Genomic DNA, 24,852 nt, shown 5'->3' on the forward strand with positions numbered 1-24,852 from the left:
AAATGTGACCTTTGCAGATTTGTGCAGAACAAGATGTTCAGCGATCTGGAATTTTCATGGTCGGGCGGTCATATTCGTCATTCAGGCGGCAAATATTGGGGGCCGGCTGCGCAAGTGCATAAGCTACGTGCTTCCGCCATTCCTCGTTCCAGAGTGATCGCATGCGCGCGACAATTTCGGGATATTTTGCAGCAAGATCGTGCGATTCCGTGAAATCATTTACGGTATCAAAAAGTTGCCACTGATCGCCTGTAAACGGATTGGTACAGTTATGGATCGCTACGGCGCGCCATCGACCGTCTGTCAATGCCCGATGGCCTCTCAGTTCGAAGTACTGCCGTGTCCTGACAGTGCGGTCAGGGGCGTTGAACATGCTGAGAATTGAAAGCCCAGCGATCGGAATTTGTGTGGTTCCGGCGTGCACGGGCGGAAAGGCAGTGCCCGCTGCTGCTAGCAGTGTGGGGCCGATGTCTATGGCATCCACGTACTGTTCGCGGATTGATCCCGGATCGGGGATTTGGCGGGGCCATGAAACAATCAGCGGGGTACGAACGCCTCCGAGGAAAGGCCACAGTTTGTAGCGCCGGAATGGTGCGCTGCTGGCGATGGCCCACGGGCGCGGATATTCGGCCTGCGTAGCTGGTGTGCCCAATTCGGCAAGGCGTCGGTGTTGTTCTGCGACCGGAATTGTGTTGGGTCGGTACAATTCAGCGAAAAAGCCAGCCTGACCAGCTTCGGACGCGGCGCCGTTATCGGACAGGAACACAACCATGGTGTCGTCTGCCATTCCAATCCGGTCGATGGTATCAAGCAACTTGCCGATCTGGGTGTCGGCATGCTCAGCCTGCATAGACTTCCATGTACCGGGCAAATACGGCGCGTTCTTCTGCGCTCAGAGATTCCCAAGCTCTGTCGTCGGCATCGCGCGGTGGCAACTGGCTGTTTTTCGGGATCAGTCCAAGTGACTTCATCCGTTCGAAACGGGTTTTTCGGATTACATCCCAGCCGACATCATAGACGCCGGTATACTTGTCCGCCCATTCCTTGGGAACTTGAATGGGGGAATGCGCAACGCCGAGTGCCAGTTGCAGGAAGAACGGTGTATCGTGGCCTTTGCTTTTGGCGTGTTGTTCGACCAGTGATGAAGCCTTGTCGACCAGATCGGCTGTAAGGTGATAATCGCCGGGGAAGGCGCGCTTCAGGTAGTCATCGTTTTCGACAAGGTCGGGTTTGTACTGGTCCGTCCAGCCTCGCGCGAACCCGTAAAAGTAGTCGAACCCGCGTTGCAGCGGCCAGTTGTTACGAGAGGTTCCCGGTGCCAGTTCATTCAGAGGAATAAGGTGCCACTTGCCCACCAGCCATGTGGCATACCCCTGATCCTGCAGAACCTGTGCTGAGGTGCGAATATTGCCAGGTAAATGATAGGCATCCGGTCGGAAAAATTTTGCGTTATCTCCCCAAGCCGTGTCTGGGACGTCGGGGAAATTGACCGTATGGCCATTGCGCCCGGTCAACAATGCTGCCCGCGTGGCCGAACAGACCGCTTTGGTATCAAATCGGTTGAAACGCAGCCCTCGTGCAGCGAGCCGATCAATGTTCGGCGTTCGGATTTCGCCACCGTAACAGCCGATGTCGGAAAAGCCGACGTCGTCCAGCACGATTGTTATGATATTTGGTCTTTGCTTGCGGTTGCTGCTCAATTGCGTTGTCGAACAAGCCGACAAAGCAGTGGCGCACAGCAGTCCGGCAGCGAAGCGGCGACGGGAGAGCAGCATGGAATGCTTCCTGATGATGATAGGATTCAGGCAGAGCAGCGGTGGGGCAGGGGAAGGTGGCAGGTTTGGTTTTGTGCTCCAGACCTGCCACCATGCTCGCTCATCAGTACCGGAAGCGGGCGCCGAACAGCAGTTGGCGACCGACGTCGAAGTAATCGACCGGCAGATTGCCAAGCGTCGACCGGGTCTTGTCGACGTTATCGAGCGCGTTGGTTGCCTCGGCTATCAGCGAAATCTGTTCGGTCACGTTGACAGTCAGGTTCATGTCAAGATTGCCGCGTGGCTGCGTCGTAACGCCCAGTCCGTTGTATCCTCCCGGCAGGCCCAGAGAGACGAACTTGTCGCGCCAGGTATAGGAGGCGCGCAAGGCGAAGGTCTTGTCCTCATAGAAGCCGCTGACATTGAAATTGTTCTTTATTGCTGATGAAACCATCATTGTCGTCACCAGCGATAACGGCGGCGATTACGATGGCGCTGTTGGCGATCTGCGCGGCCGTAAAGGTGAAACCTGGGAAGGAGGCATGCGCGTACCGCAGTTTATTGCATGGCCAGGAGTCACCAAGCCCGTAACTACCATCGATGCCATGACCATGAACATCGATTTGTTTCCCAGCTTGCTAGCCATGCGCGGTATTCCTTTGCCATCTGACCGCATCATCGACGGTCGGGATATCCGCAGTATGTTGAGCGGCGCAACGCCTTCACCGCACCAGTATCTGTATTATCTTACCACCTGGACGGCCGAGGTTTCTGCTGTTCGCAATGCGAAATACAAATACCGCGAGCCGGTGGATGATACCTCACCACTCGGAGGAGCAGGCAAGGCACTGCATCCCGCACCGGCGCTTTACGACCTCGAAAAAGACAACGAAGCGCACAATGTCATTAATCGTCACCCTGAAGTGACAGAAGATCTGAAGCGTCAAATCGCAGCATTGCGGGCGGAGATTGAAAATAACCGTCGGGGCTGGAAAATGTAATTACAACAGGAAGCGTTGAGGGAGGGCTTCGACCCTCCTGTTTTACGCAAGTGTGGCAGGCGCGCAACGTTGCCATCACTGCAGGCCTCGCTTGAACTTCAGGGATAAAATTCAAGCTGTGATGGCGGAGACGGAGGGATTCGAACCCTCGGTACCGGATTTACCAGTACGACGGTTTAGCAAACCGTTGGTTTCAGCCACTCACCCACGTCTCCGGATCGCAGCGGCGAGCCGGGCCTATAGCGGGGGTTATTGAGGGCGGCAAGGGGCTGTTGGCAAAAATGCTGAGGTCTTGGGATAAACTGCAAGGCGACCGGATGATCCGGCACTTTGACGCATTTTCGACTCGACTCATCGCCGGTTCATTGTGGCGACGGCAGCGTTGGATTCTGGTGCAATCGACGGTGGCTCGCGCCAGTTTGCGGGTGGGACGGGGTTTACGGCAATGATGATGATTCGATCCAGGCTTCGGACAATGGCGGCAGCGTTGGCGGCTGCAGCTGCGCTCACCGCCAGCACGGTTTGCGCGCAAGTGCAGACGATTGATCCCAATTCGGCAATTGATGGCGATCTTGCACCGCAATCGGGCGCAACGCCTGCCGCATCGCCGGTCGGGACCGAAGTGGGTATGACGCCTGCCCTTCCTGCGGAAACTGACCCGGCAACCACCGTACCATCTCCTGATGCCGTGCCGCCCGTCTATTCGCCGCCCCAGTCCGCTACCTCGCCTGCGGCTACACCTTCTGCCACCCCTACGGCGGCGCAGAGCGGTGCCTACCAGGAAGATGATCTTATCGGTGCAGCAGAGGGTGTGTTCGGGAAAGGCGCTTCGGGCCTTGCCGATCTTATCAAGGATCTGCTGAAAAAGCAGGGCGAGCCGAACGCCTATATTGTCGGCCGCGAAGGCGGGGCAGCGCTGGTTGTTGGCCTGCGTTATGGTTCGGGTACGCTGCATCACAAGGTTGAAGGCGAGCGTCCGGTCTATTGGACCGGACCTTCCATTGGTTTTGACGCAGGCGCGAATGCGGCCAGCACTTTCGTGCTCGTCTATAATCTGTTCGACAGTGAAGAACTGTACACCCGTTTTCCGGCGGGCGAGGGGCAGGCCTATCTGATCGGCGGTTTTCACGTCAGCTATTTGCGGAAGGGCGACAAGGTGCTGATTCCCGTGCGATCGGGGGCAGGGCTGCGGCTGGGCGTGAACGGCGGCTACATGAAGTTCTCGCGCAAGCAGAACTGGTTCCCGTTCTGACCTAATCTGCCCGGTTCACGCAAATTTCCGCGCGCATACCGTATTATTGCAATGCAGGGGTTGCCCCGGCGGCAATCCCCCTGCATGGAGCCGCCGCGTTTTTGCTCCCCGCAAAGGAAGGCCGCGACCATGCTCGAAAACCTTGCCCCTCAGCCCGCAGACGCGCTGCTGGCGCTGATTAAGCTCCACAATGCCGATCCGCGTGCGGACAAGATTGACCTTGGCGTGGGCGTCTATCGCACGTCCGAAGGCGATACACCGGTGTTCCGCGCAATCAAGGCGGCCGAAGCCAAACTGCTCGAAACCCAGGGGTCGAAGGCCTATCTTGGCCCTGAAGGCGACATGGGCTTTGTCCACGCGCTGATTCCCTATGTCTTCGGCAAGGATTTTGACCGGTCGAAAGTTGAAGGCATGCAGGCCCCCGGTGGCACTGGTGCCGTGCGTCTGGCCGCCGAAGTGGCCAAGCGTTCGGGCATCAAGCGTATCTGGATGGGCACGCCTTCGTGGCCCAACCACGCGCAGATCATTGCCGCTGTCGGCCTTGAACTGAAGACCTTCGGCCACATGACCGCCGATGGTGCGGCTGATCTCGATGCGCTGAAGGCCGCACTGGCACAGGCTGAAGCTGGCGATGCGGTGTTGCTGCATGGCTGCTGCCACAACCCGACTGGTGTTGATTACACCGAAGCCCAGTGGGACGAAATTGCCCCACTGCTGGTGGAACGGAACGTGCTGCCGATCCTCGACCTTGCCTATCAGGGTCTGGGCGCAGGCATGGAAGCCGATGCCTATGGCCTGCGCAAGGTGCTGGCCGCCGTGCCCGAAGCGCTGGTTGCCTATTCTTGCGACAAGAACTTTGGCCTGTACCGCGACCGTGTCGGCGCGTTCTATGCGGTGACGTCCGATGCAACCGCGCTCGCCAATGCCATGGCCAATGGTGCCACCATCGCCCGCGCTTCGTGGTCGATGCCGCCCGATCATGGTGCAGCTGCCGTTCGCCTGATCCTTGAAGATGCCGACCTGACCGCAATGTGGCTGGCTGAACTCGACGAAATGCGTGACCGTATGCGCTGGGTACGTGATCGCTTGGCCGCTGCACAGCAGGTTGGCCCGATCAACATGGCGCAGTTGGGCACGCAGAACGGTCTGTTCTCGATGCTGCCGCTGAATGGTGAGCAGATCCTTGCAATCCGCGAAAAGCATGGCGTTTACATGGCAGGTTCGGGTCGCATCAACATTGCGGGCCTGACCACGGGCAACATCGACAAGTTTGTCGAAGCGCTGGGCGACGTAGCCTGAGCTTTTCGGGCTTTAGCTGAACAAGAAAGGGCGGGGCCTTGCGGCTCCGCCCTTTTCGTTTCCGGTCGGTCGTTCCTGCCGATCAAAAATCCGCTGCGCGCGATTTGCGCCGGGCTTCGGCAAAGGCATCGGCACGGAATTTTTCAAAGCCGACGCGCTGATCGTATCCGGGGTCTTCGGGATAGTCCTGATATTCCGCGATGATCTCGTCAAAGATGGCGCGCATCTCTTCCTTGTGATCCGGATGGCTGAAGATGTGCAGGCGGTTGGCCTTCATCGCCTCGATCACTCGCGCGCCGATCACGTCAGGTTCCATGCCATATTCATGCACGCCCTGCAGGCGTGCCACTGCGCCCTTGTCCACCGGCTTCATCGCGCCCTTCAGCGCATCGGGGCGGATGTCGTCGCTGGCATAGATATAGCTCTTTACCAGCCCCGGACACAGCACCGACACGCCAATGCCATATTGCAGCAGTGAATAGTGCAGCGATTCGGACAGGCCCCGCACCGCAAACTTGGTGGTGTTGTAGATGCCGGGGCTACCCCCTGCGAGGAATGAGGCCATTGACGCGGTGTTGACCACATGGCCCCCCTTTACTTCGCCTGCCTTCACGCGCTCAACCATGCGCGGAACGAAGGTCATCACTCCGTTGATGACCCCGTTCAGGTTTACACCCATCAGCCAGTCCCAATCGTCGTAGGATGATTCCTCGATTGGCTGGAACAAGTTGACGCCCGCATTGTTGCACAGGATTGAAACCGGGCCGAACTTTGCCTCCACTTCGTCCGCCGCCGCCTTGAAACCATCGCGGCTGGCGACATCAAGCTGGACGCCCATGACCTCGCGATTGTCGAGGCTGCCCAAAGCCTTGTCGATGGCGTCCTGCCGGATATCGGCAATGGCAACCTTGCACCCCTCATTCAAAAGCTGACGGACAAGGCCGATGCCAACGCCGTTGGCCCCGCCGGTGACAAACGCGGTGCGGCCTGCAAAATCCTTCACGATGCGGCTCCGGCATGCTGGGCTTTCAGCTTTTCCTGCCGTGCGATTTCGTCGGTGATCGCCGGATTGCGGAACAGCATGGCAAAGGTCTGCTTGTATTCCGGATTTTCTGGCAGGTGCGTTTGTACCGCCGCGGTCATCGCGTCGCCGCGTTCCTTCACACCGGTCAGGAATTCCGAATGGGTCAGGATATAAAGCTCATCGTTGAGGATGCCCTGCAACACGCGCTCACCCACTTCTTCCTTGGTCTGATACAGGTGCATCAGGTTGCCGCCCGCCTGACGGCGCTTGTCCGCTTCGGCATAACCGGTGTCGGCAAGGTCAGCCGGGCGGGTCTTGCCAGCATCGGCAATGTTCGATTGCACTGCGCCGGGGCAGAAGGCCGAACAGATCACGCCGCGCGATTCAAATTCGGGGCGCATGCATTCCATCATCGATGTGACAGCGGCCTTGCCCGATGAATAGATGGTGGTGCCGCCCACTGGCACAAGCGCGCTCATCGACGCGGTGCAGACAATGTGCCCGCCTTCACCATGGGCCAGAATGCGCGGCAGGATGGTGACGATGCCGTTGACCGTGCCGCCCACGTTCACGCCCATCACCCAGTCCCAGTCGGCAAAGGTGGCAATTTCGGTCGGGCCGACAACGGCAACGCCGGCGTTGTTGACCAGAAGGTGGATCTTGCCGAACTTCGCCTCGACTGCATCGGCCACAGTGGCAAATTCCGCGCGATTGGTCACATCAAGCTGAACGGCCAGCACGCGGTCACCGCCGTTCAGTTCGGCCACGGCGGAATCGAGGTGGTCCTGCCGAATGTCGGCAATGGTCACATTCATCCCCGCACGCAGCAGCGCCTTGGCAATGCCAAGGCCGATGCCGCTGGCGCCGCCCGTCACGAATGCTGTCTTGCCCGGCAGATTCTGCATGTCTCTCTCCTTTGTCCGCGCTGTTCAGGCTGCGGGAATCATTTTTCACCTTGGTGTATTCACCAGCGGCGGATTGTATGCAAGACTAACAATATCGCCGCATCGACAAAGAGCTTTCAAGATAGGGCCGAAGCGGAAGGAGAGGAGAAGTCATGGCAGGTGCCATTGTTGCCGCAGGTCCGGACGCCGAATTTGCACAAGAGCAGGAAACCGCCAGTGGTGGGCGCATCTGGCCGTCCAGCGGGGCAGCGTGGTGGGCGCTGACCGTCATCATCATCGCCACCTTCCTGAACTTTTTCGACCAGACCGTGTTCGGCATGCTGGCCCAGCGAATCAAGGTGGACTTCGGGCTGACGGATGAACAGCTTGGCTTCCTTGGCGGGCCTGCCACGGTCATCTTCTTCGTGTTTGCAGGCATTCCGCTGGCGCGTCTGGCCGATATCTATCCGCGCAAGTTCGTGCTGGCAGGTGGCATGGCGGCCACTGGCCTTGTCATGGGGCTGGGCGGGCTGGCGCAAGGGTTTGCCCAGTTTGTTGGCAGCCGCATGTTTCTGGGTGCGGGCGGATCGGCCCATGCGCCTGCCAGCTATTCGATGATCGCAGACTATTTTCCGCCCAAGAAGATCACCCGCGCGTTTTCGCTGCTGCAACTGGGGTTCATCGGCGGGTCGACCGTGGGGGTGTTCGTCGGCGGCAAGCTGATCGTGGCGCTTGCCGGATGGCCGGACCAGACTGTGTTTGGCCTGCATGTCCACAACTGGCAGTTGATCTTGCTGGGGCAGGCGGCGCTGGGCCTTATCGTGGCCATGCTGCTGCTGACGGTAAAGGAACCGCCGCGCCTTCTAGCCCCTGTCAGCAAGGCTGCTGCGGAGGCTCCCGCGCGCATGACATCGGGGCAGCGTCTTCTGGCTTTTACCGGGCTGGATGCGGCCAAGGCGATTCATGCACGCGGACGGGTCTATTATCCGCTGTTCATCGGACTTGCGCTGTCCGCCATCGAAACCTTCGGCCTCGCCTTCTGGCGCATGCCGTTCATGATCCGCACGTATGGCTGGGATGAAGCACAGGTGGGCATGGTCATGGCCCCGATGCTGCTGGTGTCGCAGCTTTGCGGTGTGTTCTTCGGCGGGTTTTTTGTCGAATGGCTTGCGCGCAAATATGCCGATGCCAACGTGCGGGCAGCGACCATTCTGTTCGCGCTTGTCACTGTCTGCGCCATCGCGTCTCCCATGATGCCTACGGGCGAGACATCGCTGGCCGTCATGGCACTGGGGGGCATGTTCGGTCTTGCTGGTGCCGTGCCGCAGAACGCTGCAATCCAGCGTATCGCACCCAATGAAATGCGCGGGCAAGTGACTGCTATCTATCTGTTCATGTTCACATTTTTCGGTGCGCTGGGCAGCTTTGTGGTGGGCGTGGTTGCGCAGCGCGTCGTGGGCGTAGAGGCGGATTTGTGGAAGGCCCTGGTCATCACGGCGGGCGTTCTTTTGCCTATCGCCACATTCGCCATGTTCATGGGAATCAAGCCCTATCGCGAAGAGGTTGCGCGGCTGGAAGCCGAAGGCCGTTGACAGGCCATCACACCTCGCGCATTTGTTAGTAAGACAAACTAATTATTTGGGAGCTGGACGTGTCCGATACCAACCAGATTGCCGCGCTTGAAACGCGCCTGAACGACCTTGAAAAGCGCCTGACCGTCCGCGAGGATGAACTGGACATCCGCAAGCTGCAGCATCTCTACGGCTACTTGATCGATAAGTGCATGTATAACGAGACGGTGGACCTGTTCACCGACGACGGCGAAGTGCGCTTCTTTGGTGGCGTGTGGAAAGGCAAGGAGGGCGCGCGCCGCCTTTATGTCGAACGATTCCAGAAGCGTTTTACCTATGGCAACAACGGCCCCATCGATGGCTTCTTGCTGGACCATCCGCAGCTTCAGGACATCATCACTGTGCTGCCCGATGGCGTGACCGCGCTGGGTCGCGCGCGTTCGATGATGCAGGCGGGCCGCCACAAGGATTATGAAGGCGACGCGCCGCATCTGAAAGCGCGTCAGTGGTGGGAAGGCGGCATTTACGAGAACACCTACAAGAAGGTGGACGGCGTATGGCGGATGCACATCCTGAACTACATGCCGATCTGGCATGGCGATTTTGAATCGGGCTGGGCCAACACCCCGCACGAATATGTGCCTTTCCCCAAGGTCACTTACCCGACCGATCCGACTGGTCCCGACGCATTGATCGAAGATCATTGGCTGTGGCCGACGCACAAGGTCAACGCTTTCCACATGAAGCACCCGGTCACGGGTGAGGAAATGGTCGCCCAGCGCTGGCAGGGTGACATCGACCGCGAAAACGCAAAGAAGTAAGCAGGATCAGGAGCTTGTGGGCGGGGGCGAGTCTTCCTCCCCGCTTCCGCCCGCATCACCTGATGGTTTGGAATTGATATGACCCAGTATCCCTCGCTGCACATGATTATCGACGGCGCGCGCGTGTCTGGCGGTGGCCGCCGCACCCAGGCCGTGGTCAACCCGGCCACCGGCGAAACCATTGGCGAGTTGCCGCTGGCCGACGCTGCTGACCTCGACCATGCGCTGGATGTGGCGGCGAAGGGCTTTCGCATCTGGCGTGGATCCACCCCGCAGCAGCGCGCCGCCGTGCTGCAAGGCGCAGCGCGGCTGATGCTGGAGCGGCAGGAAGATCTCGCGCGCGTGGCAGTACTGGAAGAGGGTAAGACCCTTCCCGAAGCACGCATCGAAGTCATGATGAATGTCGGCCTGTTCAATTTCTATGCAGGCGAAGTGTTCCGCATCTATGGCCGCACGCTTGTCCGTCCGGCGGGGCAGCGCAGCACGGTGACACATCTACCGGTCGGCCCGGTGGCGGCCTTCGCGCCGTGGAATTTCCCGCTTGGCAATCCGGGACGCAAGCTGGGCGCGCCGATTGCGGCGGGCTGTTCGGTCATCCTGAAAGCGGCTGAGGAAACCCCGGCGTCCGCGCTGGGCGTGTTGCAGTGCCTGCTGGATGCAGGCCTGCCAAAGGAAGTGGCGCAGGCCGTGTTTGGCGTGCCCGATGAAGTCAGCCGCCATCTGCTGGGATCGCCCATCATCCGCAAGCTGTCGTTCACCGGATCGACGGTGATCGGCAAGCATCTGGCGCGCCTTGCCACTGACAACATGCTGCGCACGACCATGGAACTGGGCGGCCATGGCCCGGTGCTGATCTTTGGCGATGCCGATATCGACAAGGCGTTGGATACCATGGCAGCGTCCAAATATCGCAACGCGGGGCAGGTGTGCGTTTCGCCAACCCGATTCATCGTGGAAGAAAGCGTGTTTGACCGGTTCCGTGACGGTTTTGTCGAACGTGTCGGTCGCATCACGGTTGGCAACGGCATGGATGATGGCGTGGTCATGGGGCCAATGGCCAATGCCCGCCGTCCCGAAGCGATGGACAAGCTGATTGGCGATGCCACGGCGCGCGGCGCGAAGCTGCACACCGGGGGCGAACGTATTGGCAATGCCGGGTTCTTCTATGCGCCCACGGTCCTGTCCGAAGTGCCGCTGGATGCGACCATCATGAACGAGGAGCCGTTCGGCCCGGTCGCGCTGATGAACCCGTTCAGCGGGGAAGAGGCGATGATCGCGGAAGCCAACCGCCTGCCTTATGGCCTTGCCGCTTATGCGTGGACCGATAGCGCTGCCCGCCAGCGGCGCTTGGCGCACGAGGTAGAAACCGGGATGCTGGGCCTGAATACCACGATGATCGGCGGTGCGGATTCACCGTTCGGCGGCGTGAAGTGGTCTGGCCACGGCGCGGAAGACGGCCCCGAAGGCGTGATGGCCTGCCTTGTCACCAAAGCGGTTCACGAAGGCTGATGTGTGCGGCTGATCCGCGGGCTTTGACATGAGTGGGAAACATTCCGGCAAGATGGCGAGGCTAGCCCCCCGGCAGTCCGTTATCCTTGCCGGAGCACACCATGTCCGCGTCGCGTCTTCTGTTGGTGGCTGCCAGCTTGCTTGCCTCTGCGCCCGCGCTGGCGGCGCAGGAGGACGAGCAGATCTGGCTCGCGCAGTTTTCGACCATCGAGGTGGGCGACAAGGTTCTGCTGTTTTCCGACGTACAGTTCCGGTTGACCGATGGCGCGGACCGGCTGGGGCAAGTGCTGGTGCGCCCGGCGGTGGGCTATCGCATCACGCCCACCGACACGCTGTTCGTGGGCTATGCCTATGTCCGGACCGAGCCTTTGAATGGCGAGCCGACGGACGAACACCGCATGTTCCAGCAGGCGCTGGTGCGCATCGCGGGCAAGCCCGGCAAGGTCACAGTGACCGGGCGGACCCGTCTGGAACAGCGCTGGCTGGAGGGTCGACCGGACATGGGCTGGAGGCTGCGCCAACAGGTGCGGATAGACGCGCCGGTGGGCAAGGGCGTCAACGCCATCGTCTGGGCCGAACCTTTCGTCAATTTCGACACGACGACGTGGGGCCAGCGTGCCGGGTTGGATCAGGTGCGCGTGTTCGGCGGGCTGGGCTTGCCGCTGGCCAGAGGCATTGCGCTGGAAGCCGGATATTCCGGCCAATATGTAAACCGCTTCAAAGCGGCGGATCGGATGAATCATATCGGCAGCCTCTCGCTCACTCTTCGCAGGTGACGCGGCGCGGGCTGACCTTGTTTGAGAGGAAGCCTGCATGACCCAAGACCTGAAAACCGGCGGAGAGCAGGGGTATCTGCGCATCGCCACCGAAGAAGCCTTTGCCACACAAGAGCAGGTCGATGCGTTCCTGCGCATGATCCGCAACGGCGAGGCCGACAAGGGCATGGTTTCGCTCTGGGGCTTTTATGCCCAGTCGCCATCGGAGCGGGCGGTGCAAATCATGGAGCGCCTGCTCGATCTGGGCGAGCGCCGCATTGCCGATATGGACGCGACCGGCATAGACAAGGCCATCCTTGCGCTCACCTCGCCCGGCGTGCAGCCGTTGACCGATGTGGACGAGGCCAAGGGCATCGCTGCCCGTGCCAACGATCTGCTGGCCGATGCCTGCGCCAAGTATCCCGATCGTTATATCGGCATGGGCACGGTCGCACCGCAAGACCCGGAGTGGTCAGCGCGCGAAATCCATCGCGGGGCCAAGGAACTGGGCTTCAAAGGCATTCAGATCAACAGCCACACGCAGGGGCGCTATCTGGACGAAGAGTTCTTCGATCCCATCTTCCGCGCCTTGGTGGAAGTGGATCAGCCGCTCTACATCCATCCTGCCACGCCGCCCGATTCGATGATCCAGCCCATGCTGGAAGCGGGCCTTGACGGTGCGATCTTCGGCTTTGGCGTGGAAACGGGCATGCATCTGCTGCGGCTGATTACCATCGGCATCTTCGACAAATATCCCAGCCTTCAGATCATGGTCGGTCATATGGGCGAAGCCTTGCCTTACTGGCTCTATCGTCTGGATTACATGCACCAGGCAGGTGTGCGGTCGCAGCGCTATGAACGCATGAAGCCGCTGAAGAAGTCCATTGCCGAATATATGCAGTCCAACGTGCTGGTCACCAATTCGGGCATGGCATGGGAACCAGCGATCAAGTTCTGTCAGCAGGTGATGGGCGAGGACCGCGTGATGTATGCGATGGATTATCCCTATCAATACGTGGCGCAGGAAGTGCGCGACATGGACGCGATGGACATGAGCGCGCAAACCAAGAAGAAGTTCTTCCAGACCAATGCGGAACGCTGGTTCAAGTTGTAAGCTGGCGCGCACCGACTGAGGCCCCCGCTTTCGCGGGGGCGCGGCGGGCATGTATGGCAAAGTGTTGATAAGATAACGGGAGAGCAGATGACCAACGAACCGCGCCGCACGCTCGCCCCCGGCGCTTGGTATGCGCTGATCCTTGTCGCGCTGACCAACGCGATGAGCTTGCTTGACCGGCAGATTCTGGCCATCCTTGCGCCTGCGATCAAAAAGGATCTTGCCATCGGTGATGCCGAGATGGGGCTGCTCTATGGCACCGTCTTCGCGTTGTTCTATGCGCTGTTTTCCTTGCCGGTGGGGCGTCTGGCCGATGGCTGGGTGCGCACGCGGTTGCTGGGTATCAGCTTGCTGTTCTGGTCAGCCGCTACGGGCCTTGCCGGGCTCGCATCCAGCTTTTCGATGCTGGCGCTGTCGCGCCTTGGCGTGGGCATTGGTGAAGCGGCGACCCAGCCTGCGGGCACATCGCTGGTCTATGACTTCTGGCCCAAGCACCGGCGCGGCTTTGTCATGTCAGTCATGGCATCGGCCATTGCGCTGGGGCTGGGCGGTTCGCTGGTGCTGGGCGGGGTGGCCGCGCATGAATGGGACGCTGCCTATGCCATCGGCACTGCGCCGTTCGGCCTGAAGGGCTGGCAGTTTGCCTTCCTTGTCGCCGCCGCGCCGGGGTTCGTGCTGGCAGCTTTCCTGTGGACGTTGAAGGAACCCAAGCGCGGGCAGATGGACGGCATCGATACGCCTGTCGATCCGCACCCGTTCCGCGCCAGTCTGGCCCTGCTGGGATCGGTCACGCCAGGTTTCCACTGGCTGGGCATGAAGGGGCGTGGCGCCAGTGCGGGCATGGTGCGTGGCAACCTGATTGCGCTGGCTCTAATCGTGGCGGGCGCCTTCGCGCTGACACAGGTAAGCAATGCGGTCAGCCCCAAACCGGCGATGATGCTGGGTGCGCTGTCGATCAACCCGCACGCGCTGCAATGGTCAGTCATCGGCCTTGGCGTGTTCGTGATCGTCAATCTGATGCAGGGGATGAAGCTGGGCGATGGGCAGGCATTCCGCGTCATCACCCGGTCGCCGACGCTGATGATGTGCATCGCGGTGGGCACGCTGCAATCCTCGCTCAACTATGGGATGATGGCGTTCAATCCCAGCTTCCTGATCCGCACGTATGGCTTGTCGATGCAGGAAACCGCTTTGCAGTTCGGCCTGCTTTCGGCTGGGATGGGCATTGTCGGGCCGCTGGTATGGGGACCGCTTTCGGACTGGCTGAACCAGCGTTTTCCCGGAGGCGGGCGGGCATGGGTGGCGCTGTTTGCCATGGGCGTTTCGCCTTTCCTTTCGTTCTGGGTCTATTACGCGGGCGATCCGGGCAGCTTCTATGGCCGCTTCCTGATCTACAGCTTCATCCTGACGGGATGGATGCCGCCGCTTTATGCCATCCTTTACGATCAGGTCCTGCCAAGGATGCGCGGGTTGACCGCCAGTCTCTATCTGCTGGTGATGACCATTCTGGGCATGGGCATCGGGCCATATGTGGTGGGCCTTCTGTCCGACGCCACAGGATCGCTGCGCACGGCCATGCTGTCCATCAACGTGGTGGCTATCCCCATTGCAGTGCTGATGGTGCTGATTGCCCGCCGGGCCGAACGCGATGAAGCGGCGCTGTTGACACGGGCTGAAGGATAAGCCGCGCCCCCGCGCAGGCGGGGGCGCGGCTTTGGCTAAAGGGTCAGGTTACCCGCCACACCCACAGCTTGATCCCCAGCGGATAGCGCGCGCCCGAGCAGACAAAGATCGACCGGTTCATCCAGTCATACTTGCCCACCGGGGCGATGAATTCGGGCACCGTGCGGAAATAGTATTCCGCCGGATCGACCTCCTGCCCACTGGCCAGCCGCTGCATCACGTCTGGCGGGCCATGGCGCAACCCCCGGTTGCGGATCTGGATCACCACCCCGTCGTCGGTCTCCAGCGCATAGATTGCGTCGGCCACGGTCACGCCATCGGGCCGGGTCACCTGCCAGTCGGCAGCATTGCCGATCAGCCTGCCCTGTATCAGCGGCCCTTCAACGCGCCCGCCGCCGACGATGGGAATGATCCGCCGGGTGCCGTCGAATGTCTCGCCAATTGCCACCGGCGGTTCCAGTTCGCCGGTGGCTTCATAGACGAATTCAAGGCCCGGTTGGATGCGGGGCTGGATCATGCCGCCTCCATCGCGGCCAGCCCGATCTGGTCTGCGTTGGCCCAGTTGCCGTGCAGGCCAAAGCGCAGGCGGATGGGGATGTTGACCGTGGCGACCGGGCCTTTTTCGATATCCAGCGCATCGAAGATCAACAGGTCGCTACGGTGGTCTTCCAGACGGTTGCACACCTGTACGATCCAGCCATCACCTTCGGGGGCGTCGGCGCTGCGTGGGACGAAGCAGGGTTCCTGCAAGCTGGATACGGGACCGCACCACCAATGCTGTTCCTTGCCGGTTTCAAAGTCTTTCAGGAACAGGCAGTTCATCAGCAAACCGCCTGCGCTTCCGCCGCGCAGTTCCACCGGACGGCGCATGTCCATTTCAAGGAACCAGCCATAGCGGCTTTTGGTGCCAGCGAACCTGTCATCGATGCGGGGGAACTCCGACGCCGTGTCGGACAGTTTCACGATCTCGGCAAAGTCTTCGCCATTGCTGGCCATGTCGACCACCCAATCGGTGGGATAGCTCATCGCTTCCATCCCGTTGAACGGCGCGCCGTGAACGTCGGGGAAGAAGGGGAACATGTTGTTCTTCGCCTCGCAAGTGACGAAGTGGACCTTGGTGCCTTCCTGCCATGCGTTGAGAACGTGGCTGGCAAAGCAGTTGTCGCGCTTGAACCAGCGGATGTCGGAATTGGTCACGTTGTCGCGGCGGGGGATAATGCCAAGATGCACCGGCATGGTGGTGTTAAAGCCGAAGTGCGGCTTGCCCTGTTCCAGCCGTTCCCAGCTACCGATAGACGGCACGATATGCAGAACCAGGTAATCCTCGGTAATGCCGAAGTCGTGCATCATGCAGTAATAGGGCACCTTGAACCACACTTCGCGGATTAGCTCGCCTTCGGGGCTGATTTCCATGTAGGTTACATCGTCGGTGCAAAGGCCGCTGGCGGCATAGCCGATGGCCACCATGTTGCCGGTTTTGGGATCGACTTTGGGATGCGCGGTAAAGGTCTGGCCGGTCATCTTGCCGCCGAACTTTTCGAACCCGAAGGTTTCCATCGTCGCCGGGTCCATGACCAGCGCGGGGCTGTCTTCCTTCATCGCCCACAGCTTGCCGCCAAAGATGAAGGCGTTGGTATTGGCGGTTGAGCGGTATTCGCCCTTCACCGCTTCATCGTCGGTCAACGGGTTGCGATAGGCACCGAACAGCCCTTTGCCCGCTGCGTTTTCCAGCTTCCACTTGTCGGTCTTGGCCCAGCGCTGGCGGAAGTCCACTTGCCCATCGTGGATGTGGAACCGGGTAATCATGCCATCGCCATTGAAGGCAATGTCATCGCCCAGCCGAGGGGGAAACTGCGGGTCGGGCTGGACGCGATAGAATGCGCCGTTTAACTCATGCGGAATCGTGCCTTCGTGGGCCAGATCGGCAATGTCTGCCTCGATCCGCGATGGTGTGTTGAATCCCGTGAAGCTGGGTGTGTCAGGAAATTGGGCCATGGCATCCTCCTCGCGATATTGTATGTAATGCTAACAATTAAACAAGCGCATTCGCGGTGTTTTTGGGGACAGGGCATTGATTAAGGACAAATTCGCCGATGCCATCGCACCTGTCGGTCACACCGACGAGGCGGACATCGGCGCGATCAACGATATTCTGGGCTTCCACATCCGCTTGGCGCACGGGGCCTGCCTGCGACATTTCACCGAGACGTTCACCGATCTGGACCTGACGCAGAAGCAGGTATCGGTGCTGTGGCTGGTCGACGATCACCCTGGCATTGCGCAGACCGATCTTGCCCAGCGGCTGCGGATGGACCGCGCCACCACCATGGCCATCATCAACCGGTTGCAGGCCAAGCATTTTCTGCGGCGGGATCGTTCGGAAAAGGACGGGCGCAAACAGGCGCTGCATCTGGAACCCGACGGTATCGCCATGCTGGCCCGCGCCAAAAAGGCGATTGGCGAGCATGAGGCGTGGGTCAAAAGCCGCTTTTCCGACAAGGAAGTGCGGCAATTGACTGAACTGCTTTCCAGAATCCACGATTGAGTTATAAAGAATAGCAATTGACCCGTTCGGAGAGGATAAGGGCCGCATGACACAGACCCCGCGCGAGGTGATCGAGCAGACGCCGATGGGCCTCCGCCAATGGATCGCCGTAATCCTGATGATCGCGCTGAACGCGCTCGACGGCTTCGATGTGCTGTCCAGCGCCTTTGCTGCGCCCGGCATTGCCAAGGAGTGGGGCATCGAACGTGATGCGCTGGGCGTGGTGCTTTCGATGGAACTGGTGGGGATGGGCTTCGGTTCGATCCTGCTGGGCGGCGCTGCCGACCGGTTTGGACGCCGTCCCACCATCCTCGTCTGCCTGCTGGTGATGACCAGCGGCATGTGGCTGGCCACGACATCGGGCAGCCCTTCGGGGCTTGCGCTGTGGCGTTTCATCACCGGGCTGGGCATTGGCGGTATGCTGGCTGCGATCAACGCGGTGACGGCGGAACTCTCCAGCCTGAAAGGCCGGTCGCTGGCAATGGCGCTGATGGTCATCGGTTATCCCATCGGGGCGACCGTGGGCGGAACCGTGGCGGGCGTGTTGCTCAAGGATGGCGACTGGCGCGTGGTGTTCGAATTTGGCGCGATTGCGACCGCCGTGTTCATCCCGCTGGTGTTCCTGTTCGTGCCGGAAACGCCGGATTATTATGTCACGCGCCGCGCGCCTGACGCGCTGGAGCGGATCAACGCTTCGCTGCGCAAACTGGCGATGCCGCTGGCGTCGATCCTGCCGCCGGTGCCCGATCATGTCGAAAAGCCTGGCGTGTTCGACATTTTCAAGCCGGGCCTGCTGCGCACCACGATCCTGTTCACGCTGGGTTATTCGTTCCACGCCGTCACATTCTACTACATCCTCAAATGGTCGCCCAAGATCGTGGCCGACTTCGGCTATACGCAACCGCAGGCGGCCAGCGTGCTGGTGTGGGCGAACATTGGCGGGGCGATTGGGGGCGGGCTGTTTGGTTATGCCATGCATCGTTTCGGGCTGAAGTGGCCGACCATCGTGATGCTGCTGGGCGGTTCGATCGCAGTCATGGCCTTTGGCTTTGGGCGTGAGACGCTGGACGGGTGGAAGGTGGCGGTGTTCTGCACCGGGTTTACCACCAATGCTGCCATCGTCGGCTTCTATGCCCTGTTCGCCAAAGGCTTCCCGACGCATGTGCGTGCCACTGGCACTGGCTTTGCCATCGGGGCTGGACGTATTGGTGCGGCGGGATCGCCCATTCTGGCAGGCGTGCTGTTCACGCAGGCTGGGCTTGGCCTGCTGGGCGTGTCCATCGTGATGGCGCTGGGTTCGCTTTTTGCAGCGGCGATGCTGCTGATGCTGCGCAAGGAAATGTAGGCACAACCCCCTTTGGACCGGGAGGGGGTTTACACTGTTTACACAGTCCAGAGGACACGTAACGGGGCCGGGCGGACCATGGTTCGATCCGGCCTTTCGTGTTGAAAATCAACGCATAAAGCGGCTGGGCGGGCAATTGACGATGGAAAGAGCAGCAAGCGGACCATTGCAGAACGGCCATCTGTAGGACAGCACCCTTTTTGCGCCACCGGGTTGAGCGCGGACGCGATCCGGTGAATGATGGCGGTATGACCAGACAGCTTTTGCTCCCCCCGCTTGTTCTCGCCCCGCTTGCCCTCATCCTGCTGACGGGCGCTGCGCCCGCGCAATATCCGGACGGTGTGGCCGATGCCGCGCTGCGGGCGGCCCCTGTGTGGGATGGGCACAATGACGTGCCCGAACAATTGCGCGAACGGCGCAAGGACGTGCTGGAAGGCTTCGATTTCCATGACACGCGCGGAACCGACGATGCGGCCAAGGGCATGCCGCCGATGATGACTGACCTGACCCGGATGAAGGCGGGCAAAGTGGGCGCGCAATTCTGGTCAGTCTATGTTTCGGCAACCTTGCCCGAACCGCAGGCCGTGCAGGCAACGCTGGAACAGATCGATGTGACCCGCCGCCTGATTGCCGCCTATCCCGCGGACATGCAGTTCTGCACCGATAGCAAATGTGTTGAGGCGTCGTGGAAGGCGGGCCGGGTGGCGTCGCTGATCGGCATGGAGGGCGGACATTCCATCGGCGGATCGCTGGCCGTGCTGCGCCAGATGCATGGGCTTGGCGCGCGCTACATGACGCTGACCCACTTCAAGAACAACGCCTGGGCCGACAGCGCGACCGATGCGCCCGCGCATGACGGTTTGACCCCGTTTGGCGAAAAAGTGGTGCGCGAAATGCAGCGGCTGGGCATGCTGGTGGATCTTGCCCACGTCAGCGAGGCGACGATGCGCGATGTGCTGGCGCTGAAAGGCCCGCCGGTGATTGTCAGCCATTCCAACGCCCGCGCGATCAACGGCCACACCCGCAACATTTCGGACGAAACGCTGAAGGCCATCGGTGCGCAGGGCGAGATCGTGATGGTGAACTTCTATCCGGTTTATGTGGTTGAAGCCGCGCGCCAGTGGAGCGCGAATCGCGACGCTGAAGATGCCCGCCTGAAAGCATTGCACCGGGGAGAACCAGAGGTGGCCAAGGTGGCGCTGGCAGCGTGGATCAAAGCCAACCCCATGCCGCGTGGCAGCGTCAAGGATGTGGCCGACCACCTGAGCCACATCGCCAAGCTGATCGGCGCGGATCATGTCGGGTTGGGCGGCGATCTGGACGGAGTGGAAAGCACCGTGGTCGGGCTGGATGATGTTTCGATGTATCCTGCATTGTTCACCGAACTCGCCCGTCGCGGCTGGTCACAGGCCGATCTGGAAAAACTGTCCAGCCGCAACATGATGCGGGTGATGAAAGCGGCGGAAAGCTATGCAGCGGCGCACAAAAATGATCCTGCGCTGGAGAATGAAACGGGGTTCTGAGGGGAATGATCTGCATGGCCTGATGGCGCGATGAGGGTGAAGGTGTTACGCGGCGGCCCTTATTCACTTCAGGCCCTAATCCCTTCAGGCCCCTAATCCCTTCAGGAACGCAGGACATGCTGGCGACCATTCAACCAAGTGCGACGTTCAAAGACAATCTTCAACAATTGCCGACTGTTGAAGGTGTGCAGCGCATCGATCTTGTCGATGCCGATGGCGCGATTGTTACCAGCATTGAAAACCAGCCCGGCAAACAAGGTTCGCTGGCCTTGTATCAATATTTGCAGCAGAGCTTTGGCGTGCTGGATGCGAAAGCGGCAGAACACGGTCTGGCCGTGTTTGCCGAACATACCGCCGATGCCCGCAACCGTCCGGGCGCCCACCCGAATGTTGATCGCTTGCTTGATATCGCGGGCGGCGCAGCGGCGCTGCGTATCGAGATTATCGCAGCGACATGATCTGGCGGATGGCGGGACAATCGCATGTGGTCCGCCGTTTCAAGATCCACTATTTCCCTCCCAAAACCTCTCGACGGCGGCGTTCGATCCGGGCAAGAATGGTTTGGTTGCATAACATTTTTTATGGAGAGATCTGATGTTCACCCACACGTTCCTTGGCACCAATGATGTTGAAAAATCGCGCGCGTTCTATACGCCGGTGATGGCGGCGCTGGGGCATGAAACGGCAGTGCCGCTGCCGCATGGGACGGCATTTCCTTCGGCAGCCGGGTCGCTGATCGTCGCGACGCCTGCCAATGGCGAGGCGCATAGCGTTTCGAACGGTTATACGCTGGGCTTCAAGGCTGCGGATTCGTCTGTGGTGGATGCGTGGCATGCGGCGGGCGTGGCCAATGGCGGTAGCTGTGAAGGTGCGCCGGGCGTGCGCCCGAATTCGCCGGGGCAGCAGTATGGCGCCTATCTGCGCGATCCTGATGGCAACAAAATTTGTGCGTTTGCGCCCAATCCGGCTGCGTAAAACGCACTTCCTGATTTTTCAGGAACATAGCTGACGGCCATGCGCCTCCTTCGCCAAGATGCGGGGGAGGCGCTGTCTTTTGGAGGTTGGCAGGGGCGTTGACGGGTTGTGCATATTATGCTGTCGACTGTGGAAACACCTTACGAAAAACAACGGGGCGCACAGATATGCTGGTGGAAGATCGCAACCGCGAGGTGAGCCTTGGCGCGCTTGCCATTCATCACAACACCTTGCGCGTGCTGGTATCGGCCATGTTGCCGCAACTGGCGCGGTTGTCGCCCGATCCGGAAGGCTGGCTGGACGAACTGAAGCAGGTGGCGCAGCTTTCGGTCGATTATTCGGCGTTTCCGCAGGCCTTCCACATCAACCCGGAAATGATGAAGGCTGCCGTGGCGGGCGCTGTTGAGGAAGTGTTTGCGGGCGCGCAATCGGTGCTGGCGTTGCAACAGGCCGATTGATCGGTCACATATCGGTAATGCCATAAGGCACCAGATCGCGCGTGTGGGGATTGACCACGATGGCGCGGTCGCTGGGCGGAAAGGCGCGCTGATCGCATGTGTCGCGCGGGCAAATGCGGCACGAAATGCCGATACGGGTGACGGTTTCGGGCCGGGCGAGGTTCAGCCCGTCGGCATAGATGAATTCATCGGCCAATGCCGCTTCGCAGCCCAGCGCCACGGCATAACGGCGCGGCGGGCGGTAAAAACTGCCCGATGGTTTGACCAGGCCTTTGGCGATGGAGACATAGCGAACGCCATCGGGCATTTGGGCGGCCTGCACATGGATGCGGTCAGGGATGGCGACGGCTTCGTGGACGACCCATAGCGGGCAGGCTCCGCCGAAGCGGGCAAATTGCAGGCGTGTGGCCGAATGGCGTTTGGTGATGTTGCCGGCCATGTCGACGCGGCAGAAGAACATGGGAATGCCGCGGGCCTGCGGGCGTTGCAGCGTGGACAGGCGGTGGCAGGCCTGTTCGAAACTGGCGCCGAAGGCCTGACGCAACTGGTCGATATCGTGGCGCAGTTCGCGCGCGCGGGCGCGGAACCATTCATACGGCATTATAAGCGCGCCTGCGGCATAATTGCCAAGGCCGACGGTCAGCAACTGGCGCGCGGCGGCGGATTGCAGGGTGGCGTCGGCAACGATGGCGGCAATTTCATCACGTAGGGCCACGGCGGCAAGTTGATAGGCCATCTGGAACCGGCCAGATTCGATAGGCTGGTTGGGATCGAGCGTGAGGCGGCGGGCGTCGGGATCAAAGCGCCGCATGGCCCCGCCGCTGGCATATTCAACGGCAATGCCGTTCATTTCCAGCCAGCCGGCCATCTGTGCCAGGGTGGGTGACATGCCGGTGCCTGACAGGCGCACGGCGAGGCGTTCAGCGGCGCGGTCGATGCTGTCGACATAGTTGTTGGCGTGGTGGAACCAGTCGCGCACTTCTTCCCACGGCAGGCGACCGCCCGAAATGCTGTCCGATCCCAGCGCTTCGTCGATGATTTCCAGCCGCTGGACCGAGCGGCGGTGCTGATCCCACAGCCGGGCGAAGGCCTGTGCAAAGGCGGGGTATTGTTCGGCCACGCGCTCTACCTGTTCGCCGGGCAGGGTTTCGCCCAGCAGCGGGTCTGAGGCGGCTTCGCGCAGAGCGGTCAGCACCGGTTCCACGCGGTCAGCAGCAAAGTCCTGCCATTCTACTGGGAAGGCGGCCTGCAATCTGTCGGTCAGCGCCGGGGTCAGCGGGCGTTCGTCATTCTCGATCTGCGACAGATAGGACGCGCTGATGCCCAGCAAGGACGCCATTTCTCCCTGACGCAGCTTGCGCGTGGTGCGCAAGGTCTTGAGTTGTTCTCCGGCGAAGAGGCGGCGTCTGGCCATTTCGGATGGGTCCAATTTGCAAACTTTGTCTTCGCAAGTTTGCAGAATAACATTGGACTTGGCAAGCCGACTGGCGCAGGTGGAAGGCCAATCCGTGTTTGAACCCGAACTTCCTTCACCGGGGACAGGTACGGTTCCGGCTTCGGTCCATACTCCGGGGAGGGAGCGTGGGCCGGGGCCGGACACCATTTTGAAACAACACCGTTCAAGCGAGAGGGTGCAGCCGATGTCCGCCAATATTGCCGAGATGGAAAAGCGCCGGGAAGCCGCGCGGCTGGGTGGCGGGCAAAAGCGCATCGACGCGCAGCACGCCAAGGGCAAGCTGACCGCGCGCGAACGGCTTGACGTGCTGCTGGATGAAGGCAGCTTTGAAGAAGTCGACATGTACGTCGAACACAACTGCGTCGATTTCGGGATGCCGGATACGGTGATTCCGGGCGACGGCGTGGTGACCGGATCTGGCACGATCAACGGCCGCTTGGTCTATGTATTCAGCCAGGACTTCACCGTGTTCGGCGGTTCGCTGTCTGAGCGCCACGCGCAGAAGATCTGCAAGATCATGGACATGGCGTTGAAAGTGGGTGCGCCGGTGATCGGGCTGAACGATTCGGGTGGCGCGCGCATTCAGGAAGGCGTGGCATCGCTCGGCGGTTATGCCGAAGTGTTCCAGCGCAATGTGCTGGCATCGGGCGTGGTGCCGCAGCTTTCGCTCATCATGGGGCCTTGCGCGGGCGGCGCGGTCTATTCACCCGCGATGACCGACTTCATCTTCATGGTGAAGGACAGCAGCTATATGTTCGTGACCGGCCCCGATGTGGTGAAGACGGTGACGAACGAGATCGTCACGCAGGAAGAACTGGGCGGCGCGGTGACGCATACGACCAAGACGTCGGTGGCTGACCTGGCGCTGGAAAACGATATCGAGGCGCTGCTGGCGGCGCGCGACTTCTTCGATTTCCTGCCGCTGTCGAACCTTCAGGATGTGCCCGAACGGCCCACGTCCGATCCCTATGACCGGCTTGAGCCGAGCCTTGACAGCATCGTCCCGGCATCGGCCACGCAGCCCTATGACATGCACGAAGTCATCCGCAAGACGGTGGATGAAGGCGATTTCTTTGAAGTGCAGCCCAAACATGCGGGCAATATCATCATCGGTTTCGGGCGTGTCGAAGGGCGCACCGTGGGTGTGGTGGCCAACCAGCCGATGGTGCTGGCAGGCGTGCTGGACATCAATTCATCGAAGAAGGCCGCGCGTTTCGTGCGCTTTTGCGATGCGTTCAACATTCCGATCCTGACCTTTGTCGACGTGCCGGGCTTCCTGCCGGGCACTGCGCAGGAGCATAACGGCATCATCAAGCACGGCGCGAAGCTGCTGTTCGCCTATGCCGAAGCGACCGTGCCCAAGATCACCGTCATTACCCGCAAGGCCTATGGCGGCGCTTATGACGTGATGGCGTCCAAGCACCTGCGCGGCGATCTGAACTATGCCTGGCCGACCGCTGAGATCGCGGTGATGGGGGCCAAGGGTGCGGTGGAAATCATCTTCCGTGGCCTTTCGTCTGAAGAGCAGGCGGTGAAGACCAGGGAATACGAAGACCGCTTTGCCAACCCGTTCGTGGCGGCAAGCAAGGGCTTTGTGGACGAAGTGATCCACCCGCATTCCACCCCGCCGCCGCGTGGCGCTGGGCCTGCGCAAGCTCAAGAACAAGAGCTTGGAAAATCCGTGGAAGAAGCACGACAACATTCCGCTGTGAGATGGCATGGTTTTGGAGTCTTTTCTGTGCCTGGCTTGCTTGGGTGGGGTTTTGTTTGGCGCGGTGGGCTTGGTCGCGACCAAACAAATGGGTTGCAGATGGCATAATTGAAAACGGATTCGGTAGCGCATGGCGCAAGTCCGATAGTCCGATAGTGTTTGCGCTACTTTG

At 60.6% G+C, this 24,852-nt stretch carries 23 protein-coding genes, 1 tRNA gene and 1 pseudogene; 16 read left to right on the forward strand and 9 right to left on the reverse strand.

Going from position 1 to position 24,852, the window contains the following annotated elements; genetic code table 11:
- Nucleotides 1-37: 37 nt before the first annotated feature.
- The 3 genes from OVA07_RS08190 to OVA07_RS08200 form a co-directional block, all read right to left on the reverse strand.
- On the reverse strand, nucleotides 38-850 hold the full coding sequence (locus OVA07_RS08190) for a sulfatase-like hydrolase/transferase (RefSeq protein WP_268170959.1): 813 nt from the start codon (nucleotides 848-850) through the stop codon (nucleotides 38-40).
- A complete protein-coding gene (locus OVA07_RS08195) occupies nucleotides 840-1,775 on the reverse strand; it encodes a sulfatase-like hydrolase/transferase (RefSeq protein ID WP_268170960.1) in 936 nt (311 codons plus the stop codon). The genes OVA07_RS08190 and OVA07_RS08195 overlap by 11 nt, the downstream gene beginning before the upstream one ends.
- Before the next feature lie 103 nt (nucleotides 1,776-1,878).
- Nucleotides 1,879-2,211, reverse strand: coding sequence for a hypothetical protein (locus OVA07_RS08200; protein ID WP_268170961.1), 333 nt, complete (start codon nucleotides 2,209-2,211; stop codon nucleotides 1,879-1,881).
- Between OVA07_RS08200 and OVA07_RS08205 the strand changes: the two genes are divergently transcribed.
- Entirely contained in the window at nucleotides 2,177-2,755 is a 579-nt protein-coding gene (locus tag OVA07_RS08205) for a sulfatase/phosphatase domain-containing protein (RefSeq protein ID WP_268170962.1), read from the forward strand. The two genes, OVA07_RS08200 and OVA07_RS08205, sit on opposite strands and share 35 nt — an antisense overlap.
- Nucleotides 2,756-2,877: 122 nt before the next feature.
- On the opposite strand, the gene OVA07_RS08210 is transcribed toward OVA07_RS08205, so the two are convergent.
- A tRNA-Ser gene (locus tag OVA07_RS08210) sits at nucleotides 2,878-2,970 on the reverse strand.
- 230 nt (nucleotides 2,971-3,200) lie between these two features.
- Between OVA07_RS08210 and OVA07_RS08215 the strand changes: the two genes are divergently transcribed.
- Both OVA07_RS08215 and OVA07_RS08220 read left to right on the forward strand, forming a co-directional pair.
- On the forward strand, nucleotides 3,201-4,007 hold the full coding sequence (locus OVA07_RS08215; RefSeq protein WP_442789632.1) for an EipA family protein: 807 nt from the start codon (nucleotides 3,201-3,203) through the stop codon (nucleotides 4,005-4,007).
- A gap of 129 nt (nucleotides 4,008-4,136) precedes the next feature.
- Nucleotides 4,137-5,306, forward strand: coding sequence for an amino acid aminotransferase (locus OVA07_RS08220; RefSeq protein WP_268170964.1), 1,170 nt, complete (start codon nucleotides 4,137-4,139; stop codon nucleotides 5,304-5,306).
- A gap of 82 nt (nucleotides 5,307-5,388) precedes the next feature.
- Here the strand turns inward: OVA07_RS08220 and OVA07_RS08225 are convergent, their stop codons facing one another.
- Both OVA07_RS08225 and OVA07_RS08230 read right to left on the reverse strand, forming a co-directional pair.
- Nucleotides 5,389-6,309: an SDR family NAD(P)-dependent oxidoreductase gene (locus OVA07_RS08225; protein ID WP_268170965.1), complete on the reverse strand. Its 921-nt coding sequence runs from the start codon at nucleotides 6,307-6,309 to the stop codon at nucleotides 5,389-5,391.
- Nucleotides 6,306-7,235, reverse strand: a complete 930-nt coding sequence (locus OVA07_RS08230) for an SDR family NAD(P)-dependent oxidoreductase (protein ID WP_268170966.1) — start codon at nucleotides 7,233-7,235, stop codon at nucleotides 6,306-6,308. Before OVA07_RS08230 ends, OVA07_RS08225 begins: the two co-directional genes overlap by 4 nt.
- 152 nt (nucleotides 7,236-7,387) lie before the next feature.
- Between OVA07_RS08230 and OVA07_RS08235 the strand changes: the two genes are divergently transcribed.
- The 6 genes from OVA07_RS08235 to OVA07_RS08260 all read left to right on the forward strand — a co-directional run bounded on the left by OVA07_RS08235 (nucleotide 7,388) and on the right by OVA07_RS08260 (nucleotide 14,667).
- Entirely contained in the window at nucleotides 7,388-8,806 is a 1,419-nt protein-coding gene (locus OVA07_RS08235; protein ID WP_268170967.1) for an MFS transporter, read from the forward strand.
- A gap of 59 nt (nucleotides 8,807-8,865) precedes the next feature.
- Complete coding sequence (locus OVA07_RS08240) at nucleotides 8,866-9,606, forward strand: nuclear transport factor 2 family protein (protein ID WP_268170968.1); 741 nt, start codon at nucleotides 8,866-8,868, stop codon at nucleotides 9,604-9,606.
- A 78-nt stretch (nucleotides 9,607-9,684) separates the two neighbouring features.
- Nucleotides 9,685-11,115, forward strand: coding sequence for an NAD-dependent succinate-semialdehyde dehydrogenase (locus OVA07_RS08245; RefSeq protein ID WP_268170969.1), 1,431 nt, complete (start codon nucleotides 9,685-9,687; stop codon nucleotides 11,113-11,115).
- A gap of 101 nt (nucleotides 11,116-11,216) precedes the next feature.
- Complete coding sequence (locus tag OVA07_RS08250) at nucleotides 11,217-11,891, forward strand: DUF2490 domain-containing protein (RefSeq protein ID WP_268170970.1); 675 nt, start codon at nucleotides 11,217-11,219, stop codon at nucleotides 11,889-11,891.
- 37 nt (nucleotides 11,892-11,928) lie between these two features.
- Complete coding sequence (locus OVA07_RS08255) at nucleotides 11,929-12,984, forward strand: amidohydrolase family protein (protein ID WP_268170971.1); 1,056 nt, start codon at nucleotides 11,929-11,931, stop codon at nucleotides 12,982-12,984.
- An 87-nt stretch (nucleotides 12,985-13,071) separates the two neighbouring features.
- The gene (locus OVA07_RS08260) at nucleotides 13,072-14,667 is read left to right on the forward strand and encodes an MFS transporter (protein ID WP_268170972.1); all 1,596 of its coding nucleotides are present in this window, start codon (nucleotides 13,072-13,074) and stop codon (nucleotides 14,665-14,667) included.
- A gap of 43 nt (nucleotides 14,668-14,710) precedes the next feature.
- Here OVA07_RS08260 and OVA07_RS08265 read toward each other — a convergent pair whose 3' ends face one another.
- Both OVA07_RS08265 and OVA07_RS08270 read right to left on the reverse strand, forming a co-directional pair.
- Entirely contained in the window at nucleotides 14,711-15,184 is a 474-nt protein-coding gene (locus OVA07_RS08265; RefSeq protein ID WP_268170973.1) for a DUF3237 domain-containing protein, read from the reverse strand.
- Complete coding sequence (locus tag OVA07_RS08270) at nucleotides 15,181-16,662, reverse strand: carotenoid oxygenase family protein (protein ID WP_268170974.1); 1,482 nt, start codon at nucleotides 16,660-16,662, stop codon at nucleotides 15,181-15,183. Before OVA07_RS08270 ends, OVA07_RS08265 begins: the two co-directional genes overlap by 4 nt.
- A gap of 76 nt (nucleotides 16,663-16,738) precedes the next feature.
- On the opposite strand from OVA07_RS08270, the gene OVA07_RS08275 reads away from it, so the two are divergent.
- From OVA07_RS08275 to OVA07_RS08300, 6 genes are all read left to right on the forward strand, one after another.
- Entirely contained in the window at nucleotides 16,739-17,212 is a 474-nt protein-coding gene (locus OVA07_RS08275) for a MarR family winged helix-turn-helix transcriptional regulator (RefSeq protein WP_268170975.1), read from the forward strand.
- 46 nt (nucleotides 17,213-17,258) lie between these two features.
- A complete protein-coding gene (locus OVA07_RS08280) occupies nucleotides 17,259-18,557 on the forward strand; it encodes an MFS transporter (protein WP_268170976.1) in 1,299 nt (432 codons plus the stop codon).
- Between the two features lie 248 nt (nucleotides 18,558-18,805).
- A complete protein-coding gene (locus OVA07_RS08285; protein WP_268170977.1) occupies nucleotides 18,806-20,080 on the forward strand; it encodes a dipeptidase in 1,275 nt (424 codons plus the stop codon).
- A 116-nt stretch (nucleotides 20,081-20,196) separates the two neighbouring features.
- Nucleotides 20,197-20,538 (forward strand): DUF2322 family protein, encoded by a 342-nt coding sequence (locus tag OVA07_RS08290; RefSeq protein WP_268170978.1) that lies wholly within the window; start codon nucleotides 20,197-20,199, stop codon nucleotides 20,536-20,538.
- Between the two features lie 136 nt (nucleotides 20,539-20,674).
- On the forward strand, nucleotides 20,675-21,055 hold the full coding sequence (locus OVA07_RS08295; protein ID WP_268170979.1) for a VOC family protein: 381 nt from the start codon (nucleotides 20,675-20,677) through the stop codon (nucleotides 21,053-21,055).
- Nucleotides 21,056-21,222: 167 nt separating this feature from the next.
- Nucleotides 21,223-21,513 carry a hypothetical protein gene (locus tag OVA07_RS08300; protein WP_268170980.1) on the forward strand — a complete coding sequence of 97 codons (291 nt, stop codon included), beginning with the start codon at nucleotides 21,223-21,225 and terminating at the stop codon, nucleotides 21,511-21,513.
- 4 nt (nucleotides 21,514-21,517) lie between these two features.
- Here the strand turns inward: OVA07_RS08300 and OVA07_RS08305 are convergent, their stop codons facing one another.
- Nucleotides 21,518-22,927 carry a helix-turn-helix domain-containing protein gene (locus OVA07_RS08305; RefSeq protein WP_268170981.1) on the reverse strand — a complete coding sequence of 470 codons (1,410 nt, stop codon included), beginning with the start codon at nucleotides 22,925-22,927 and terminating at the stop codon, nucleotides 21,518-21,520.
- Between the two features lie 226 nt (nucleotides 22,928-23,153).
- On the opposite strand from OVA07_RS08305, the pseudogene OVA07_RS08310 reads away from it, so the two are divergent.
- A pseudogene (locus tag OVA07_RS08310) lies at nucleotides 23,154-24,681 on the forward strand (acyl-CoA carboxylase subunit beta).
- Nucleotides 24,682-24,852 lie beyond the last annotated feature (171 nt).

It is taken from the genome of Novosphingobium sp. SL115, from assembly GCF_026672515.1.
Classification (GTDB): Bacteria; Pseudomonadota; Alphaproteobacteria; order Sphingomonadales; family Sphingomonadaceae; genus Novosphingobium.